We start from the raw sequence: 19,664 nt of genomic DNA, 5'->3' as shown, positions 1-19,664 counted from the left end.
ACGACCCCCGGTCAACCGCGCTCCACCGAGCGCCGCACACCACCGCAGACAGAGCAAACGGTCCGCCTCCCGCACCTTCCCCGCAGGAGGCGGACCGTCGCGTTCAGGCCCTTCCCCAGAGGAGGCGGAACAGCCCCTTCCCAGCCGTTAGTGTGGGGCGCTGTCCAGCAGCCTCCGAGGGCACCCCACCCCCGGATCCCCAGGCCGGAGGGCCCGTACCGCGATGTCCCCGCACAGCAACTCGCCGGTCTCCCACCAGGCGGCCGCCACCCCCGAGTTCCCCCGGCACGTCGTCACCGCAGTCCTCGTCGCCCACGACGGAGCCCGCTGGCTGCCCCAGACCCTCGCCGGACTCCTCGCCCAGGAACGCCCCGCGCAGGCCCACGTCGCCGCCGACACCGGCAGCTCCGACGCCTCCGCCCGCCTCCTCGCCGAGGCCCTCGGCGACGAGCACGTCCTGCACCTCGCCCGCCGCACCGGCTTCGGCGCCGCCGTCGACGAGGCCGCCCGCACCGCCGGCACCCTCACCCCCGAGGACCTCCCCTACCTCAAGCGCCCCAGCGGCTGGGACCCCGTCAGCCGCACCTGGCGCGACGACACCTACGACCTCCCCGACCTCCCCCACGGCGAACCCGTCCAGTGGCTCTGGCTCCTCCACGACGACAGCGCCCCCGAACCCGACGCCCTCACCGAACTCCTGCGCGTCGCCGACGGCAACCCCGAAGCCGCCGTCATCGGCCCCAAGCTCCGCGGCTGGTACGACACCAAGCAGCTCCTCGAAGCCGGCGTCACCATCGCCCGCAGCGGCCGCCGCTGGACCGGCCTCGACCGCCGCGAACAGGACCAGGGCCAGCACGACCAGGTCCGCCCCGTCCTCGCCGTCTCCACCGCCGGCATGCTCGTGCGCCGCGACGTCTACGACGCCCTCGGCGGCTTCGACCGCCGCCTGCCCCTCATGCGCGACGACATCGACCTCTGCTGGCGCGCCCACCGCGCCGGCCACACCGTCCTCGTCGCCCCCGACGCCGTCCTGCGCCACGCCGAAGCCGCCTCCCGCGAACGCCGCACCGTCGACTGCGCCGGCCGCTCCTCGGTCGACCCCCACCGCGTCGACAAGGCCGGCGCCGTCCACACCCTGCTGGCCAACACCCCCGGCCGAGCCCTGCCCTACGTCCTCCTGCGCCTGCTCCTCGGCACCCTCCTGCGCACCCTCGGCTACCTCGTCGGCAAGGCCCCCGGCCAGGCCGCCGCCGAGTTCACCGGCCTGCTCGCCACCCTCCTGCGCCCCGGCCGGATCCTCGCCGCCCGCAGGGCCCGCAGCCGCCCCGCCGTCCCCGCCGCCGAACTGCGCCCCCTCTTCCCCCCGCCCGGCGCCACCCTCCGCGCGAGCGCCGAACAGCTCGCCGCCTACCTCGGCTCCGGCCAGGGCGCCGAGACCGCCCCCACCGGCCGGCACGGCGGCTCCGTCGAATCCGGACCCGGCGGCGACGACGCCGACTACCTGGAGATCGAGCAGTTCTCCCGGCTCAAGCGGATCGCCCGCAAGCCCGCCCCCGTCCTCTTCGCCCTGCTGCTGCTCGTCTCCCTCGCCGCCTGCCGCGCCCTGATCGGCGGCGGCAGCCTCATGGGCGGCGCCCTGCTCCCCGCCCCCGCGAGCGCCCTCGACCTGTGGCACCGCTACACCGCCGACTGGCAGCCCGCCGGCACCGGCACCACCGCCGGAGCACCCCCCTACCTCGCCGTCCTGGCCGCCGTCTCCGTCCTGCTGTTCGGTTCCACCAAGGCCGCGCTGACCCTCCTGCTCGTCTGCTCGGTCCCGCTCGCCGGCCTCACCGCCTACTTCGCCTCCCGGCCGCTCGTCGAATCCCGGCTGCTGCGCGCCTGGGCCGCCGTCGCCTACGCCTTCCTGCCCGCCGTCACCGGAGCCCTCGCCGGCGGCCGCCTGGGCACGGCCGTCCTCGCGATCCTCCTGCCCCTCATCGCCCGCTCCGCCGTCGCCGCCTTCGGCTTCGCCGACCGCGACACCCCCGGCACCTGGCGCGCGACGTGGACCTACACCCTGCTGCTCAGCCTGGCCACCGCCTTCACCCCGGTCGTCTGGCCGCTCGCCGCCGCCCTCGGCGCCGCCGCGCTCCTGGTACGCCGCGCGCACCTCACCACGTACGCCCCGCGGCTGCTCGCCACCCTCGCCGTCCCCCTCCTCGTCCTCGCGCCCTGGTCCCTCGGCCTGTTCACCCACCCCGGCCGCCTCCTGCACGAGGCCGGACTGCCCTACGGCAGCGGCACCGCCACCCCCCTCGGCCTGCTCACCGCCAACCCCGGCGGCCCCGGCACCGGCGGCGGACTCCTCCTCGCCGGCACCCTCCTCGCCGCCCTCGCCGCCCTGCTCCGCGCCGACCGCCGGCTGGCCGTCGCCACCGCCTGGAGCGCCGCCCTCGCCGGGCTGCTCCTCGCCGTGCTCCTGAACCGCACCGGCTGGGCCGGCCCCGCCACCCTGCTGTACGGGCTCGCGCTGATCGCCGCCGCCGTGCTCGGCGCGGACGGCGCCAAGGAGCGCGTCGCCGCCCGCAGCTTCGGCTGGCGCCAGCCGCTGGCCGCCCTCCTCGCCCTCGCCGCGGCCGTGGGGCCGCTGCTCGCGGCGGCCGTCTGGACGGTCGCCGGTGCCGACGGACCGCTCCGCCGCCACGACCCCGTACAGGTGCCCGCGTTCGTCGCCGCCCAGTCCGACGACAGCAACCGCACCCGCACCCTCGTCCTCGGCGGAGACTCGCCCGCCACCGTCTCCTACACCCTGGTCCGCGGCGGCGGCGTCGGCCTCGGCGACGCCGAGGTCCTCGCGGAGGCAGGCGCCCAGCCCCGCCTCGACCAGGCCGTCTCCAGCCTGGTCTCAGGCTCCGGCGCCGACCAGTCCGAGCAGCTCGGCGCCTTCGCCGTGCGCTACGTGATGATGCCGCCCGGCGGCCCCACCGCCCTGCGGCAGGTCCTCGACGGCACCCCCGGCCTCAAGCAGCACCACCAGGAGGACGGCACCGCCGTCTGGGAGGTCCAGCGGCTCCCCGCCCGCGTCGCGATCGTCCCCGCCAAGCGGGGCCAGGCCCCCGTCGCCGTCGACGCCGGACCCGTCGAGGCGCACGCGAAGCTCCCGGCCGGCGAGGAGGGCCGCACCCTGCGCCTCGCCGACCGCGCCGACCCGGGCTGGAAGGCCACCCTCGACGGCAAGCCCCTCACCCCCGTCACCCTCGACGGCTGGGCGCAGGGCTTCCGGCTGCCCCCGGGCGGCGGCCGCCTCGACCTGGTCCACCAGGACTCCGCCACCCGCGACGCCTGGCACTGGGCGCAGGGCCTGCTCGCCCTGGTGCTGCTGGTGATGGCCCTGCCCGGCCGTCGCGCCCGCCTCGACGACGACCTGCCCGAGGAGGCCACCGCCGGCTCCGGCGCGGCGGACGGCGAGAGCGGCCAGGGTCGCCGCGCCCGCCGCCGGGGCGCGGCCGCCGACGGGGCCGAACCGGCCGCGGCGCAGGCGGTGGCCGACCCGTACGCGCAGATCCCCGCGCAGCAGGTGTACGGGGAGGAGTCGTACGCGTACCAGGAGCCCTACGCCTACGAACCCGCGTACGAGACCCCGTACGAACCCGGGTACGAAGCCGGGTACGAGCCGGGGTACGGGGCCGGTCACCACCCGCAGCAGCCCGGCCCGGCCCCCTACCCGCAGCAGCAGCCACAGCAGCAGCCGCAGTACCCCGAGTACGGCGGGGCCTACGCCCAGCCCGGGCAGCAGCCCGTGTTCCCGCACCAGCAGCAGCCCCAGCCCCAGCCCCAGCCCTACGAGTACGAGTACGAGTACGAGTACGAGCCCCAGCAGTACGACACCTACGGACAGCACCACCCGCGTCCGGACGGGAGCCCCCAGCCGTGAAGCAGCGCGCCCCCCTGACGCTCGCGGCCGTGACGGCCGCGCTCGCCGCCTCCTGCGGCCTGGCCTTCCTCACCGCCCCCGCCGCGGCCCCGGCCGCCGGGGCCCGCGGTGCGGCCGCCGCCCGGATGCCCGTGGAGCGGTCGGTGCTCGTCTGCCCGGCCCCCAGCTCCTCGGACATCGCCGAAACCACCTACACCTCCCTCAGCCCGGCCACCCCCGGCCAGGCCGCGGGCAAGGGCGCGGCCGCCCGGCTGGCCACCACGGAGGGCAAGGCCGTCCTGGAGCCCAAGGAGCCCGGCAAGCCGGTCGCGGCCACCGTGTCCGGCGCGGAGGCGCCCGCGCTGACGGGCACCGCCCAGGGCGCCCTCGCCCCCGGCTGGACCGCCCAGCAGACCACCAAGGTCGCGGTCGGCCAGGCGCGCGGCCTGCTCGGGCTCGCCTGCACCGCGCCCGGCACCGACTTCTGGTTCCCCGGCGTCAGCACCGCCAAGGGCCGCCAGGACTACGTGCACCTCACCAACCCCGACGACACCGTCGCCGAGGTGGACATCAAGCTGTACGGCCCCGACGGCCTGCTCAAGGCCAAGCCGGGCACCCCCGACCTGGTCACCGAGGTGAAGCCGCACTCCACCACCAAGGTGTGGCTGGCCACCCTCGCCGCCGACGCCCAGCTCCCGGACGTCACCGCGCACGTGACGACCCGTTCGGGCCGGGTCGGGGCGGCCACGCAGATCGCCGAGGACGGGGTCGGCTCCGACTGGCTGCCGGCCTCGGACGGCCCGGCGGGCTCCCTGGTCCTGCCCGGCATCCCCGCCGACGCCACCTCGGTGCGGCTGGTCGCGTTCGCGCCGGGCGAGGACGACGCCGACCTGAAACTGAAACTGTCCGGACCGAACGGTTCCATCAGCCCGGCCGGCAAGGAGCAGCTGCACGTCAAGGCCGGGATGACGGCCTCCCTGGACCTGGGCGACCTCACCCGCGGCGAGGCCGGCTCCCTCCTCCTGGCGCCCGCCGACCCGAAGAAGCCCGTACCGGTGGTGGCCGCGCTGCGGGTGGTCCGCGGCACCGGCGCCAAGCAGGAGGTGGCCTTCATCCCGGCGAGCCCGCCGGCCGGCGAGCGGGCCACCGTCGCCGACAACCGCCTCGACGACAAGGCCACCACCCTCACGCTCACGGCCTCCGGCGCCGACGCCAAGGTCCGCGTCACCGCCTCCCCGGGCACCGAGGGCGGCACCCCGGCCGTCCAGGAACTCACCCTCAAGGCGGGCACCACCCGCGCGGTGACCCCGACGCCCGCCTCCGCGGGCGGCAAGGGCCCCTACGCGCTGACCGTCGAGACGCTCTCCGGCGGGCCCGTCCACGCGGCCCGCACGCTGGCCCTGCCGACGGACGGGATCCCGATGTTCACCGTCCAGACGTTCGCGGACGACCGCTCCCGGGTCTCCGTCCCCCGCGCCGTCGAGGACCCGTCGATCCTGGTCCGCTGAGCCGGCAACCGCCCCGGAGCGGCCCCGGTACGGCGGGCTCAGTCCTGCCCGTACCGGGGGTCGACGGTCTCCGGCGAGAGCCCCAGCAGCTCCGCCACCTGCTCCACGACGATCTCGTGCACCAGCAGCGCCCGCTCGTCGCGCGTCTTCGCCCGGATCTCCACCGGCCGCCGGAACACCACGATCCGGGCCGGCCGCCCGTCGCGGGCCTCCACCAGGCCGCCCAGCGGCACCGCCTCGTCGTTCCAGCCGCCGTCCGGGCCGCCCGGCGGCCCCGGCACGTCCGCGATCACGAACTCCACCTCGTCCAGCTGCGGCCAGCGCCGCTCCAGCCGCTCCACGGAATCCCGCACGAGGTCGCCGAACAGCTCCGCCCGGCTCGCCGACAGCGGCACCTGGGGCGGGGCCAGCGGCCCGCGCATCCCGCGGCCGTGGCGGTCGCGCCGCCGGGGCCGGGGCTCCTGGGGGGCCTGCGCGTCGGATGCGGGGCGGGGAGGAAGCGAACTGTCCGTCACCCCGGCAGGGTAGCTCCCGCGCGGCACCGCCCCACGGCCTCGATCCGGTCACGACCTGGTGTCGCCCCGGTGTCGCCCCCCGAACGATCCGGCCGGGATGACGCACCATTACGGACTCGCTGCCCCTGTTCGTCACCGCCCGCCGGAGACGACACGGGGGAGTGGCCGGGGGGCGAGTCGTCGCGGCCCGGTCAAGAGTGCGGTACCGTCCAACGTCGTGAGCCTTGTACGTCGCTGTTCGCGCACCGCGTGCGGCCGCCCTGCCGTCGCCACACTGACGTACGTCTACGCCGACTCGACCGCAGTTCTCGGCCCGCTCGCCACCTACGCCGAACCCCACTGCTATGACCTGTGCGCCGAGCACTCCGAGCGCCTGACCGCCCCGCGCGGCTGGGAGGTCGTCCGCCTGTCGGACGGCTCCGGCCCGTCCGCGCGCTCCGGCGACGACCTCGAAGCCTTGGCCAACGCCGTCCGTGAGGCGGCCCGCCCGCCCGAGCGCGCCGCCGAGGCCGGAGGCTCCGCGGGGAGCCGGCCGACGTCCGGCGAGACGCGTCGCGGACACCTGCGCGTCCTGCGCTCGCCCGACTCCTGACGCTCACATCGTCTGAAGAGCCACTGTCCGTACAGGGTAGGTTTGCCCCACCGCACGGATTCCTCAGGAGGGCAGGCAGTGGCCGCAGATCTTTCGAACATCGTCAAGGCATACGACGTCCGCGGCGTCGTACCGGACGAGTGGGACGAGCCGCTGGCCGAACTGTTCGGTGCGGCGTTCGTCCAGGTCACCGGTGCGCGCGCGATCGTCGTCGGCCACGACATGCGGCCCTCCTCGCCCGGCCTGTCGGCCGCCTTCGCCCGCGGCGCGGCCGCCCGCGGCGTAGACGTCACCCTCATCGGGCTGTGCTCCACCGACCAGCTGTACTACGCCTCCGGCAAGCTGGACCTGCCCGGCGCGATGTTCACGGCCTCCCACAACCCGGCCCAGTACAACGGCATCAAGCTCTGCCGGGCCGGCGCCGCCCCGGTCGGCCAGGACACCGGCCTCGCCACCATCCGCGAGCTCGCCGAGCGGTGGACCGACGAGGGCGCCCCCGAGATCCCCGCCGGCACCGTCCCGGGCACCATCACGGAGCAGGACACCCTCGCCGGCTACGCGGAGCACCTGAAGTCCCTCGTGGACCTCACCGCGATCCGCCCGCTGAAGGTCGTGGTCGACGCGGGCAACGGCATGGGCGGCCACACCGTCCCCACCGTCTTCGAGGGCCTGCCGCTGGACCTCGTCCCGATGTACTTCGAGCTGGACGGCACCTTCCCGAACCACGAGGCCAACCCCCTCGACCCGAAGAACATCGTCGACCTCCAGGCGCGCGTGAAGGCCGAGGGCGCCGACCTCGGCCTCGCCTTCGACGGCGACGCCGACCGCTGCTTCGTCGTCGACGAGCGCGGTGAGGGCGTCTCCCCGTCCGCCATCACCGCCCTGGTCGCGGCCCGCGAGCTGGCCCGCAACGGCGGCACCGGCACGATCATCCACAACCTGATCACCTCCTGGTCGGTCCCCGAGGTCGTCCGCGAGAACGGCGGCACCCCCGTCCGCACCCGCGTCGGCCACTCCTTCATCAAGGCCGAGATGGCCGCCTCCGGCGCGATCTTCGGCGGCGAGCACTCCGCGCACTACTACTTCAAGGACTTCTGGAACGCGGACACCGGCATGCTCGCCGCGCTCCACGTCCTCGCCGCGCTCGGCGGCCAGGAGGGCCCGCTCTCCGAGCTGGTCTCCTCCTACGACCGCTACGTCGGCTCCGGCGAGATCAACTCCACCGTCGCCGACCAGGCCGCCCGCACCGCCGAGGTCAAGGCCGCCTACACCGGCCGGGACGGCGTCACCTTCGACGAGCTGGACGGCCTCACGGTCTCCGCCGCCGACTGGTGGTTCAACCTCCGCCCCTCCAACACCGAGCCGCTCCTGCGCCTCAACGTCGAGGCCCGCGACGAAGCCACCCTCACCAAGCTCCGCGACGAGGTCCTGGCCCTGGTCCGCGCCTGACGGGGCAATGTCAGCCTCGCCGGCGTTTGAGGCGCGGGGGTCCGGGGGCAGAGCCCCCGGCAACGGCGCCGCATCCGAACAACGCGTGACCCTGGCGGGCGGGACCACACCGCCCGCCGGGCGCTGCCCGACCCGCCGAGCCGCACGCCCAGTGACTCGGTACGCTGACCACGCCCAATCCGCACCCCCCGAAGGGACACCGCCCCATGCCGCTCGAAGCCGGCCTGCTCGAGATCCTCGCCTGCCCCGCCTGCCACGCCCCCTTCCAGGACAACTCGGCGGACGAGACCACCCCCGAGCTGATCTGCACCGGCCAGGACTGCGGCCTCGCGTACCCGGTCCGCGACGGCATCCCGGTCCTCCTCGTCGACGAGGCCCGCCACCCCGCCTGACCCCGCCCGGCCGGCCCCGCGCCGTCCCCGCTCGACCAGCCTGGATCCGTCAACCCCGCCGGGAGGCCCCCATGCTCGACGAGTCACTCCTCGACGCACCGGACGATCTCGCCCGTGCCGACCGCCGCGGCCTGCTCCGCGGCGCCGCCGAGGCCGGGGCCAGGGTGCGCACCGCAGCCCGGCACGCCACCGAGGCCGGCCTCGCGGACCTGCGCCCCGACGGGCGCCCCCGCGCGGTGCTCATCGCCGGCCCCGGCACCGCCGCCACCGGGGTCGCCGACCTCCTCGGCGCCCTCGCCGGAGCCTCCGCCCCGGTCACCCGCCTGCACCCCACCGGCGTCGCGCCCGCCGCCGGGGCGCTGCGCTGGACCCTGCCCGGCTGGGCGGGCCCCGTGGACCTGCTCCTCATCGCCACCATCGACGGCACCGAACCCGGCCTCGGCGTCCTCGCCGAACAGGCCTACCGGCGCGGCTGCACCGTCGTCGCCGTCGCCCCCGAGCGCTCCCCGCTCGGCGAGAGCGTCGACGGCGCGCACGGTCTCCTCGTTCCGATGGCCAAGGCCCCGTACCAGGAGTACGACGAGTCGGCCGCCGCCGGACCCGGCGCCCTGTGGGCCCTGCTCACCCCGCTGCTGGTGCTCCTCGACAAGGTCGGGCTGATCTCGGCCGCCCCTGACGCCCTCCAGCGCGTCGCCGACCGCCTCGACCGCACCGCCGAACGCTGCGGCCCGGCCATCGCGACGTACTCCAACCCGGCCAAGACCCTCGCCGCCGAGCTCGCCGACTCGCTGCCCCTCATCTGGAGCGAGGGCACCGGCGCCGGACCGGCCGGCCGCCGCTTCGCCGCCACCCTCGCCGAGCTCGCCGGCCGCCCCGCGCTCGCCGCCGACCTCCCCGAGGCCCTCCCCGCGCACGGGGTCCTGCTCTCCGGGGCCTTCGCCGCCGGGGCCGACCCCGACGACTTCTTCCGCGACCGCGTCGAGGAGCCCCAGGCCCTGCGCGCCCGCGTCGTACTGCTGCGCGACCGGCCCACCGGCGGACTCACCGCCGCACCGGCCGCGCGCGAGCTCGCCCTCAGCCACGACACGGCCGTCAGCGAGCTCGAACCGGAGGAGGGCGGCGAGCTGGAACAGCTCGCCGAACTCCTCGCCGTCACGGACTTCGCCACCGCCTACCTGGCGCTGGCGGGCCGGGGACACAGCTGAGGCACCCACCCGTGCCCGCACCGCACCAGAAGATCCAGGAAGACGCCGATGGACCGCCTGACGAACACGATCCGCCCCTACGCGTGGGGTTCCACCACCGCGATCCCGGCCCTCCTCGGGGTCGAGCCCACCGGTGAACCCCAGGCCGAGATGTGGATGGGCGCCCACCCCGGCGCCCCCTCCCGCCTCGACCGCGGAGCCGGCGAGACCACCCTGTCGGCCGTCGTCGCCGCCGACCCGGAGGGCGAGCTCGGGGCCGCGGCCGTCGCCAAGTTCGGCCCCGCCCTGCCGTTCCTCCTCAAGATCCTCGCCGCCGGCGCCCCCCTCTCCCTCCAGGTCCACCCCGACCTCGCCCAGGCGAAGGCCGGCTTCGAGGACGAGGAGCGCCGCGGCGTCCCGATCGACGCGGGCCACCGCAACTACAAGGACGCCAACCACAAGCCCGAACTGATCTGCGCCCTCACCCCCTTCGACGGCCTGTGCGGCTTCCGCCCGCCCACCGAGGCCGCCGACCTCCTCGAAGGCCTCGGCGTCGACTCCCTGAAGCCGTACGTCGACCTGCTGCGCGCCCACCCCGAGGAGGCGGCCCTGCGCGAGGTCCTCACCGCCGTCCTCACCGCGGACCGGGCGGAGATGGCCCACACCGTCGCCGAGACCGCGGCCGCCGCGGAGCGCCTGGGCGGCCCGTACGCCCCGTACGCGGGCCTCGTCCACGACTACCCGGGCGACCCGGGCGTCATCGCCGCCCTGCTCCTCAACCACGTCCGGCTCCAGCCCGGCGAGGCCATGTTCCTCGGCGCCGGCATCCCGCACGCCTACCTCGACGGCCTCGGCGTCGAACTCATGGCCAACTCCGACAACGTGCTGCGCTGCGGGCTCACCCCCAAGCACGTCGACGTCCCCGAGCTGCTGAAGGTCGTCGTCTTCGAGCCCAGCCTCCCCGGCATCCTGCGCCCGGAGGGCGACGGCGAGGAGGTCTACGAGACCCCCGTCGACGAGTTCCGCCTCTCCCGCTTCGCCCTGGCCCCCGGCGGCGCCCCCCGCACCCTCCCGGACACCGCCCCGCAGATCCTGCTCTGCACCGCCGGGCAGTGCACGGCGCGTTCGGCGCGGGCCGGCGAACTGGCCCTCGTGCCCGGCGAGTCGGTATTCGTCCCCGCGGGCGAAAAGGTCGAACTGTCCGGAAGCGGCACCATTTTCCGGGCCACCGTGCTCCTCTGACGTGACGTCGGCCCCACGGGCAGCTGCAACAATGTGCGGCCGTAGCCAGTGGCCAGGAAAGGACACCCAGCACCCATGAGCGCGTCGGGCGGCACCAAGGCGATCGTGGCGGCACTCGCCGCCAACCTGGCCATCGCTGTGGCCAAGTTCGTGGCATTCCTCTTCAGCGGCTCCTCGTCGATGCTCGCGGAGAGCGTCCACTCGGTCGCCGACTCCGGCAACCAGGGCCTGCTCCTCCTCGGCGGCAAGAAGGCCCAGCGCGAGGCCACCCCGCAGCACCCCTTCGGATACGGGCGCGAGCGCTACATCTACGCCTTCCTCGTCTCCATCGTCCTGTTCACCGTCGGTGGCATGTTCGCCATCTACGAGGGCTACGAGAAGATCCACGACCCGCACCCCATCGAGTCCTGGTACTGGCCCGTCGGCGTCCTCGTCTTCGCCGTCGTCGCCGAGGGCTTCTCCTTCCGCACCGCGATCAAGGAGTCCAACGAGACCCGCGGCAGCCAGTCCTGGCGCCAGTTCATCAAGAGCGCCAAGGCCCCCGAGCTGCCCGTGGTCCTGCTCGAGGACCTCGGTGCCCTCGTCGGCCTCGTCCTCGCCCTCCTCGGCGTCGGCCTCGCCCTCATCACCGGCGACGGCGTGTGGGACGGCATCGGCACCCTCTGCATCGGCACCCTGCTGATCGCCATCGCCGTGATCCTCGCCCTGGAGACCAAGTCCCTGCTGCTGGGCGAGTCCGCCGGCACGGCCGAGGTCGAGAAGATCAAGGCCGCCCTCGTCGACGGGGACACCGTCACCGGCGTCATCCACATGCGCACCCTGCACCTCGGACCCGAGGAGCTCCTGGTCGCCGCCAAGATCGCGGTCCAGCACGACGACACCGCGACCGAGGTGGCCAACGCCATCAACGCCGCCGAGGCCCGGATCCGCGCTTCCGTCCCGATCGCCCGCGTGATCTACCTGGAGCCGGACATCTACAACCCCGAGGCCGCCAAGGCCGACGGCCGCTGACCCGCCCGCCCGGCACCGGACGTACGGAGGCCCCCGCTGCTCGTCACGAGCCGCGGGGGCCTTCGCCCGTACGGGGAGGGGGAGGCTACGGCTGGGCGACCGCGTGCTCACCGGCCGCACCCGCCGCGACCGGCTCGGCCGGGGCGGCGTCGGCGGCCACCGGGGCGCCGGCCCGACGGCGCGCCCGCCGGGACACGAACGCCAGCACCGCGCCGGCCACCAGCACCAGCCCGCCGGCCACCTGCCCCCACACGGCCAGCTTCGCCATCGGGTACATCACGACCTTGGCGGAGACGTTCTCCGCCGGCACCGGCCCGTTGTTCGCGTACTGCGAGCCGTCCGAGTTCATCCGGTTGTCGGCCATCAGGAACACGGACCCCTCGGGCACCTTCACGTCGAAGGCCACCGCCGACGGGTTCTTCCACTGCTCCAGGTACGGCTCGTCCAGCGGATCACCGTTGAGAACCAGCCGGTACTGGCCGCTGGTCTTGCTGCTCGGCCGGTACCGGACGTGGTCCCCGCCCACCGCGATGACCCGGTTCATCTGCGTCTTCTCCAGGGACCACGGAACGGAGGCGAGGACGACGTCCCCCCGCCGCAGCTTCTCCGGGTCCACCGGCTCCAGGTAGATGCTCTCCCCGTCGGTGTAGGTCGGGGCCATCTGCCAGCCGGCCGCCCTGCCCTCCGAGTAGCGCGCCGGAGGGTTCACGGACTTCGCCATCGTCACCCCTCCCAGGATGACCGCTCCGAGCACCAGCAGGACGATCGCCGCGATCCCGCGCCTGCGTCCTGGCCTGTGTGTCATTTCGTCCCTTCCGATGTACCTGCCCTGCATCGTAGGTCGACGGCGACGCGCCGAACGCCGCCGGGGCCCCGGTGCACCAAGTCCGTACATACCGATTCGGACACTGCCCACAGGCCGCCGGGCCCCGCACCAGGAAGGTGCGGGGCCCGGCGGAAGGAACGCGGCGGAGCGGCGGCTACCGGATCTCGCGCAGCAGCTCCAGGACGGCCGGACCGTCGGGCGCGGACCGCAGCCGGTCCCGGAAACCGCCGTCCATCAGCTTGCGCGACAGCAGCGCCAGGATCCTCAGGTGCTCGTCCCCGGCCGCCGCCTCCGGCACCGCGATCATGAAGAGGAGGCGGGCCTTCGTACCGTCCAGCGCACCCCACTCGATGCCCTCGCCCGACCGGGCGAAGCTCACCGTGGGGCGGGAGACGGCGTCCGTCTTGGCGTGCGGTATGGCGATCGACTCGCCGAGCCCGGTCGTGCCCTGCGCCTCCCGGGCGAGCGCGACCCGCACCAGCTCCGCCACGTCACGGACGTTGCCGGTGGTGGCGAGCATCTCGGCCATCTCCCGGATCGCCTCCTCCTTGGTGCCGGCCGCCAGCTCGGTCCTGACGGTCCGCTCCGTCAGATAGCCGGACAGCACCTCCGCCTCCTCGGCCGGCGCGGCCACGGCGCCCGGCGCGCCGGCGGAGGCCACGGCCCGGCCGGCCTTGCGGCCCTTGAGCTCGATCAGCGCGTTGGTGGTCAGCGCGGTCACCACCGTGCCGACGGCGATCGCCACGAAGAACATCGCCACCCCGCTGATCGCACCGAACAGCGAGACCACCGGACCACCGTGCGGCACCGAGTTCCCGACCCCAGCCGCACCGGCCACCGCACCGGCCACCGCGCCGCCCAGCATGTTCGCGGGGATGACCTGCGCCGGCCGCGCCGCGGCGAAGGGGATCGCCCCCTCCGAGATGCCGAAGAAGCCCATGAACAGGGCCGCCATCCCGGCCTCCCGCTCCTGGTCGGTGTAGAACCTGCGGCGCAGCAGCGTCGCCAGGCCCTGGCCGAGCGGCATGACCGGGATGGCGGCGGCGGCCATGCCCATGACCGCGTTGTTGGTGCCGATGAGGCCCACGGCCACCAGGAACGCCGTCTTGTTGACCGGGCCGCCCATGTCGAAGGCGATCATCAGGCCGATCAGGGCGCCGAGGACGACGGCACTGGAGCCGGTCATCCCGTTCAGCCAGTCGGTCAGGTGCGTGAACACCCAGGAGATCGGCTGACCGATGACGTAGATGTAGAACAGCCCGAGCGCCAGCGTCGACACGATCGGGATCACGATGATCGGCATGATCGGCCGGACGAACCGCGGGACCCTGACCTTCTTGATCCACACGACCAGGTAGCCGGCCAGGAAACCGGTCGCGATGGCGCCCAGGAAGCCGGCGTTGGCGTCCGCCCCGTAGATGTTCACGGCGTCGGCGGCGAGGAACCCGCCGATCATGCCCGGCACCAGCGCCGGCCGGTCGCCGAGCGCGTGGGCGATGTAGCCGGAGAAGATCGGCAGCATCAGCTTGAAGCCGAGGCCGCCCAGCTGGTTGACGTAGAACCAGAACGAGTCCTTGTCGAACTCGATGCCCTTGGGCGTCGTGTGGCCGCCCAGTGCGATTGAGACGGCGAGCAGCAGACCGCCCACGACGACGAACGGGATCATGTGGGAGACGCCGTTCATCAGCGCCTTGTACGCGACGCTGCGTTCCCGGCCGCCGCCCCGGGCCGTCACGGCCGCGCCTTCCTGCACCGGCGCCGTCCCCACCCGCTCGATCAGCTCCTTTGGGCGGTGGATGCCGTCCGCGACACCGGTGGACAGGACCCGCTTGCCGGCGAACCGCGCCCGGTCGACCTCCTTGTCGGCGGCGATGATGATCCCGTCCGCCTCTCTGACATCGTTGTCAGAGAGCACGTTCTCGGCCCCGATGGACCCCTGCGTCTCCACCTTCATGTCCACGCCGAGCTCCGCGGCGGCCTGCTGGAGCTTCTCGGCGGCCATGTAGGTGTGCGCGATCCCCGTGGGGCACGCGGTGACGGCGAGCAGCTTCCGCCGCTTCGCGCCGTCCCCGCCCCCGCCACCGGGAGAGCCGGCCGTAGTACTCACGTGGAATCTCCTTCGCGCCAGGGGTCGATCCAACGGCATCCTCCCCCACACGAGGAGTGGATCAAAAGTCCGAAAGGCCCCGAACACTCCGCCGGACGGCCCGGAAACGCGACATGACTTCTCCCCCGGCGGGCTGGGGCCCGCTGCGCCGACCGGTGTAGATTCGTCATCAGTGTCAGGCGTCGCTGCTGATGGCAGTCGGGCGGTCCTCGCGACCGGCCGAGGGGAGAGAGGGCCCCGCGACGGACTGTGCTCGGCGCACCGGCCCGCCCGTGCGCGGCTCAGCCGTACCCACCTCTCGAACCATGAGGAGCAGCACCCATGGACTTCAAGGTCGCCGACCTTTCCCTTGCCGCCTTCGGCCGCAAGGAGATCACCCTGGCCGAGCACGAGATGCCGGGTCTGATGTCGATCCGCCGGGAGTACGCCGAGGCGCAGCCGCTGGCCGGCGCCCGGATCACCGGCTCCCTGCACATGACCGTGCAGACCGCCGTCCTGATCGAGACCCTCGTCGCCCTCGGCGCCGACGTCCGCTGGGCCTCCTGCAACATCTTCTCCACCCAGGACCACGCGGCCGCCGCCATCGCCGTCGGCCCGAACGGCACCCCGGAGAACCCGCAGGGCGTCCCGGTCTTCGCCTGGAAGGGCGAGACCCTGGAGGAGTACTGGTGGTGCACGGAGCAGGCGCTGACCTGGCCGAACACCCCCACCGGCGGCCCGAACATGATCCTCGACGACGGTGGTGACGCCACCCTCCTCGTCCACAAGGGCGTCGAGTTCGAGAAGGCCGGCGCGGCCCCGGACCCGTCCACGGCGGACTCCGAGGAGTACGGCCACATCCTGACCCTCCTCAACCGCACCCTCGGCGAGACCCCGCAGAAGTGGACCCAGCTCGCGTCCGAGATCCGTGGTGTGACGGAGGAGACCACGACGGGTGTCCACCGTCTCTACGAGATGATGGCCTCGGGTGACCTGCTCTTCCCGGCGATCAACGTGAACGACGCGGTGACGAAGTCGAAGTTCGACAACAAGTACGGCTGCCGCCACTCGCTGATCGACGGCATCAACCGTGCCACCGACGTGCTGATCGGCGGCAAGGTCGCGGTCGTCTGCGGTTACGGCGACGTGGGCAAGGGCTGCGCGGAGTCGCTGCGCGGCCAGGGCGCCCGTGTCATCGTCACGGAGATCGACCCGATCTGCGCGCTGCAGGCGGCGATGGACGGCTACCAGGTCGCGACGCTGGACGATGTCGTGGAGACCGCGGACATCTTCATCACGACGACGGGCAACAAGGACATCATCATGGCCGCGGACATGGCCAAGATGAAGCACCAGGCGATCGTGGGCAACATCGGCCACTTCGACAACGAGATCGACATGGCCGGTCTGGCGAAGATCGACGGCATCGTCAAGGACGAGGTCAAGCCGCAGGTCCACACCTGGACGTTCCCCGACGGCAAGGTGCTGATCGTCCTGTCCGAGGGCCGTCTGCTGAACCTGGGCAACGCGACGGGCCACCCGTCGTTCGTGATGTCGAACTCCTTCGCGGACCAGACCCTGGCGCAGATCGAGCTGTTCACCAAGCCCGAGGAGTACCCGACCGACGTCTACGTGCTGCCCAAGCACCTGGACGAGAAGGTCGCCCGCCTCCACCTCGACGCCCTCGGCGTCAAGCTGACCACCCTGCGCCCGGAGCAGGCGGAGTACATCGGCGTCAAGGTCGAGGGACCGTACAAGCCCGACCACTACCGCTACTGATCCCACGGATCCCCACGGATCCCCGCGCATCGCGCACACTGAAGCAGGCCCCCGGCACCCTCGTGCCGGGGGCCTGCCCCGTACGCACCCCCGCAACGCCAGCCAAGGACCACGCCCCATGCCCCGCGGCCGCTACTCGCTCCACGACCCGCACGACCACACCCCCCTCGGCGAGGAGCACTTCCACTGCGCCCCCGGCCCCTCCGGCTGGCGGTACGTCTCCCAGACCACCGCCCCCGGCGGCGACCACCGGGGCTCCCTCGACCTGGCCGTCGACGCCCTCGGCCGCCCCATCCGCCTGGAGGTCAACGCAGCGAGCTGGCAGGTCCGCGGCGCCGCCATCGACGGAGTCACCTGGGTCCGCACCGACCCCACCGGCACCGAGGCCACCGAGGGCAACGTCGCCGCCCCCGGCTTCACCGGCACCTCGCCGGCCTTCCTCATCGCCACGGCCCGCCTGCTGCGCCTGACCCCCGGCGCCCCCGCGACCCGGATCCGGCTCGTCGCCCTCACCGACCCGGTCCTCGCCCCCCGCACCGTCGACCAGGCCTGGGCCCTGCGCTCCCGCGCCGAGCACCCCACCGACAGCGGACCGCTGGTCGTGGACGAGTACCAGGTCACCGCCCTCGACACGGGCGAGGTCCACACCGTCCACATCGCCGGGGACGTGGTCCTCTCCGCTCCCGGCATCGAACTCGAACACCTGGAAACCCCGCCGTCCACCTTCACGGACGCCGACACCCCTGAGGACTTCGAGGACTAGGCGGGCGGCGCGAACCCGGACGCGGGCGGCGGAGGCTCCACGGGCTCCGCCGGCCGTACGGGCGCCGCCACTGGCGGAACCGGCCCGGCCCCGGGCACCACCGGCGTCCCCCCGTACGCCACGGGCGCGGGCGCGGGAGCGGAGACGCGCGCGGCGGCGAAGGCCCGGGCGGCGTCGCGCGACTGCCGCTCGTGCACCACGGCCATCAGGAACGCGGCCGCCGGCACCCCGGCCGGAGCCGGCGCCCCCGTCCGCGCCACCACGTCGTCCGCGAGCCGCACCGCCATCACCTCGGCCGTCTGCGGGTCCAGCTGGTGCGTCCGCGACAGGTACTGCCGGATCGCCAGCCACAGCCCGTCGGGCACGGCCGACAGGTCCAGCCCCGAGAACCGACCGGCCAGCCACGGCGGCGGCGGGGGCACGGGCAGCAGCCGGTTCCCCGGCACCCGCTCCCGCACCACCAGCGTCCCCCCGAACACGTCCCCGAGCCGCCGCCCCCGCTCCGACACCAGCGACGCGATGCACGCCACCGTCCCGAAGACCATCAGCAGCTCCACGACCCCCATCGCCCCGCGTACCAGCGCGTGCCGGAACCGGATCGGCCCGCCGTCCTCCCGCACCACCCGCAGCCCGCACGCCAGCTTCCCCAGCGAACGCCCGTGGCTCAGCGTCTCCACCGCGATCGGCACCCCGACCAACACCAGCAGCAGACTCGCCACCGACACGGCCGCCTGCGCCGCCAGATCGAGCCCGGAGGTCGCCAGGAGCAGCACGAAGAACACCAGCACGTACCCGGTGAAGTACACGACCAGATCCAACAGGTAGGCCAGCGCCCGGCTCGGCAGCCGCGCGGGCCTCAGCCCCAGGACCACCGCGTCCCCCGTCACCAGACCGCTCACCGGACACACCTTTCCCCGACCTGACCCGCCCCTGTGGAACACCAGTCTGCCAAGCTGACCGCAGGACAGACAGCCGTATCGGGCGGGGCAGGGGCAGGGGAGCGACAACCGGATGGATCTCGACGTCTTCGTGGCCGCGCACCAGGCGCAGTGGGCCCGCCTCGAACAGCTCCTCGGCCGCGGCCGCCGGCTCACCGGAGCGGAGGCCGACGAACTCGTCACCCTCTACCAGCGGACCGCCACCCACCTCTCCCTGATCCAGTCGAGCGCTCCGGACCCGCTGCTCACGGGCCGCCTCACCCAGCTGGTGGCCCGCGCCCGCTCCACCGTCACCGGAACCCGCCGTGCGAGCTGGCGCGACGCCGCCCGCTTCTTCACCGCCGGTTTTCCGGCAGCCGTCTACCGCAGCCGCCGCTGGTGGATACCAGCGGCGCTGCTCTCGACCGCTGTCGGCGTGCTCATCGGCTGGTGGATCGCCACGCACCCGGAGGTCCAGGCCGCGGTCGCCGCTCCGGAACAGCTCAAGCAGCTGACGCGTCCGGGCGGCGAGTACGAGACGTACTACTCCAGCCACCCGGCGGCTTCCTTCGCCGCGAAGGTGTGGACGAACAACGCCCAGGCCGCCGCCGTCTGCCTGGTCCTGGGCGCCTTCCTCGGCCTGCCGGTGCTCTGGATCCTCTTCCTCAACATGGCCAACCTCGGAGTGGGCCTGGGCCTGATGGCCTCGGCGGGCCGCCTCGACGTCTTCCTGGGCCTGATCCTCCCGCACGGCCTGCTCGAACTGACCGCCGTCTTCGTCGCCGCGGGTACGGGACTGCGCCTGGGCTGGACGGTCGTCGACCCGGGCCCGCGCACCCGCCGCGTGGCCCTGGCGGAACAGGGCCGGGCCGCCCTGGGCATGGCCATCGGCCTGGCGGTGGTCCTGTTCGTCTCCGGCCTGATCGAGGGCTTCGTGACCCCCTCGGGCCTCCCCACCTGGGCCCGCATCTCCATCGGCGTCGTCGCCGAGGCCGCGTTCCTGGCGTACGTCTTCGTCCTGGGCGGCCGCGCGTCGCGGGCCGGCGAGGCGGGCGACGTGGAGGAGGCGGACCGCACGGCGCTGCTGCCGACAGCGGCGTGATGTGCGTACGAGCCCGTTCAGCTGCTAGTCTCCTCGTCGTCCCGCGAAGGGTGTTGACACACTCGGAGCGGGGAGGTAGATTCGAACGGTTGCCTCGAACTGGACAAGTTCGGCAGTGATGGTTTAAAATCTTCTTCGCCCCCAAGAATCCAAGAAATTGCATTCCACTGGGGCACGTCCAGCTCTGAATCAGGAACTGAAGCCGGGAAATCCGGTGGAAAACTTCTGATAGAGTCGGAACCGCCGGAAAGGGAAAGCGCGAAAGCGCAGAACCTGGAAAGCGCCGAGGAAATCAGGCCCCGAAAGAGTCTGATAGAGTCGGAAACGAAGAAAGAACGAAAGCCCGGAGGAAAGCCCGCGAGGGTGAGTACAAAGGAAGCGTCCGTTCCTTGAGAACTCAACA

General features: G+C 73.6%; 16 protein-coding genes. 11 read left to right on the top strand and 5 right to left on the bottom strand.

The window, feature by feature from the left end:
- Positions 1 to 223 precede the first annotated feature (223 nt).
- Positions 224 to 3,916, top strand: a complete 3,693-nt coding sequence (locus ACFY0O_RS20430; protein WP_388948282.1) for a glycosyltransferase — start codon at positions 224 to 226, stop codon at positions 3,914 to 3,916.
- Entirely contained in the window at positions 3,913 to 5,403 is a 1,491-nt protein-coding gene (locus tag ACFY0O_RS20425; protein WP_388948281.1) for a DUF5719 family protein, read from the top strand. The genes ACFY0O_RS20430 and ACFY0O_RS20425 overlap by 4 nt, the downstream gene beginning before the upstream one ends.
- A 38-nt stretch (positions 5,404 to 5,441) precedes the next feature.
- Here the strand turns inward: ACFY0O_RS20425 and ACFY0O_RS20420 are convergent, their stop codons facing one another.
- Positions 5,442 to 5,918: a metallopeptidase family protein gene (locus ACFY0O_RS20420; RefSeq protein WP_388948278.1), complete on the bottom strand. Its 477-nt coding sequence runs from the start codon at positions 5,916 to 5,918 to the stop codon at positions 5,442 to 5,444.
- 217 nt (positions 5,919 to 6,135) lie between these two features.
- On the opposite strand from ACFY0O_RS20420, the gene ACFY0O_RS20415 reads away from it, so the two are divergent.
- The 6 genes from ACFY0O_RS20415 (at position 6,136) to ACFY0O_RS20390 (ending at position 11,788) form a co-directional block, all read left to right on the top strand.
- Positions 6,136 to 6,510 carry a DUF3499 domain-containing protein gene (locus ACFY0O_RS20415; protein WP_358896570.1) on the top strand — a complete coding sequence of 125 codons (375 nt, stop codon included), beginning with the start codon at positions 6,136 to 6,138 and terminating at the stop codon, positions 6,508 to 6,510.
- Positions 6,511 to 6,588: 78 nt separating this feature from the next.
- Positions 6,589 to 7,959 carry a phosphomannomutase/phosphoglucomutase gene (locus ACFY0O_RS20410; protein WP_388948275.1) on the top strand — a complete coding sequence of 457 codons (1,371 nt, stop codon included), beginning with the start codon at positions 6,589 to 6,591 and terminating at the stop codon, positions 7,957 to 7,959.
- A gap of 206 nt (positions 7,960 to 8,165) precedes the next feature.
- Positions 8,166 to 8,351, top strand: coding sequence for a Trm112 family protein (locus tag ACFY0O_RS20405; protein WP_388948273.1), 186 nt, complete (start codon positions 8,166 to 8,168; stop codon positions 8,349 to 8,351).
- A 71-nt stretch (positions 8,352 to 8,422) separates the two neighbouring features.
- The gene (locus tag ACFY0O_RS20400) at positions 8,423 to 9,556 is read left to right on the top strand and encodes an SIS domain-containing protein (RefSeq protein ID WP_388948270.1); all 1,134 of its coding nucleotides are present in this window, start codon (positions 8,423 to 8,425) and stop codon (positions 9,554 to 9,556) included.
- Positions 9,557 to 9,604: 48 nt separating this feature from the next.
- The gene (gene manA / locus ACFY0O_RS20395) at positions 9,605 to 10,777 is read left to right on the top strand and encodes a mannose-6-phosphate isomerase, class I (RefSeq protein WP_388948267.1); all 1,173 of its coding nucleotides are present in this window, start codon (positions 9,605 to 9,607) and stop codon (positions 10,775 to 10,777) included.
- 75 nt (positions 10,778 to 10,852) lie between these two features.
- The gene (locus ACFY0O_RS20390) at positions 10,853 to 11,788 is read left to right on the top strand and encodes a cation diffusion facilitator family transporter (RefSeq protein WP_388948264.1); all 936 of its coding nucleotides are present in this window, start codon (positions 10,853 to 10,855) and stop codon (positions 11,786 to 11,788) included.
- 85 nt (positions 11,789 to 11,873) lie between these two features.
- Here the strand turns inward: ACFY0O_RS20390 and lepB are convergent, their stop codons facing one another.
- Both lepB and ACFY0O_RS20380 read right to left on the bottom strand, forming a co-directional pair.
- Positions 11,874 to 12,593, bottom strand: a complete 720-nt coding sequence (gene lepB, locus ACFY0O_RS20385; protein ID WP_388948261.1) for a signal peptidase I — start codon at positions 12,591 to 12,593, stop codon at positions 11,874 to 11,876.
- Between the two features lie 175 nt (positions 12,594 to 12,768).
- Complete coding sequence (locus tag ACFY0O_RS20380) at positions 12,769 to 14,721, bottom strand: fructose-specific PTS transporter subunit EIIC (protein ID WP_388948259.1); 1,953 nt, start codon at positions 14,719 to 14,721, stop codon at positions 12,769 to 12,771.
- 321 nt (positions 14,722 to 15,042) lie between these two features.
- Here ACFY0O_RS20380 and ahcY point away from each other — a divergent pair, with 321 nt between their 5' ends.
- Both ahcY and ACFY0O_RS20370 read left to right on the top strand, forming a co-directional pair.
- Positions 15,043 to 16,479 (top strand): adenosylhomocysteinase, encoded by a 1,437-nt coding sequence (ahcY, locus tag ACFY0O_RS20375; RefSeq protein ID WP_388948256.1) that lies wholly within the window; start codon positions 15,043 to 15,045, stop codon positions 16,477 to 16,479.
- A gap of 118 nt (positions 16,480 to 16,597) precedes the next feature.
- On the top strand, positions 16,598 to 17,242 hold the full coding sequence (locus ACFY0O_RS20370; RefSeq protein ID WP_388948253.1) for a hypothetical protein: 645 nt from the start codon (positions 16,598 to 16,600) through the stop codon (positions 17,240 to 17,242).
- Here the strand turns inward: ACFY0O_RS20370 and ACFY0O_RS20365 are convergent.
- Positions 17,239 to 18,141 (bottom strand): RDD family protein, encoded by a 903-nt coding sequence (locus ACFY0O_RS20365; RefSeq protein WP_388948251.1) that lies wholly within the window; start codon positions 18,139 to 18,141, stop codon positions 17,239 to 17,241. The genes ACFY0O_RS20370 and ACFY0O_RS20365 overlap by 4 nt on opposite strands.
- Positions 18,142 to 18,253: 112 nt before the next feature.
- Here ACFY0O_RS20365 and ACFY0O_RS20360 point away from each other — a divergent pair, with 112 nt between their 5' ends.
- Complete coding sequence (locus tag ACFY0O_RS20360; protein WP_388948248.1) at positions 18,254 to 19,261, top strand: stage II sporulation protein M; 1,008 nt, start codon at positions 18,254 to 18,256, stop codon at positions 19,259 to 19,261.
- Positions 19,262 to 19,450: 189 nt separating this feature from the next.
- Here ACFY0O_RS20360 and ACFY0O_RS20355 read toward each other — a convergent pair.
- A partial coding sequence (locus tag ACFY0O_RS20355; protein ID WP_388948245.1) for a hypothetical protein occupies positions 19,451 to 19,664 on the bottom strand: 214 nt, incomplete at its 5' end.

Source organism: Streptomyces sp. NPDC001594 (genome assembly GCF_042893675.1).
Classification (GTDB): domain Bacteria; phylum Actinomycetota; class Actinomycetes; order Streptomycetales; family Streptomycetaceae; genus Streptomyces.
The sequence above is the reverse complement of the archived record's forward strand: the minus strand, read 5'-3'. Positions and strand labels throughout refer to the sequence as shown.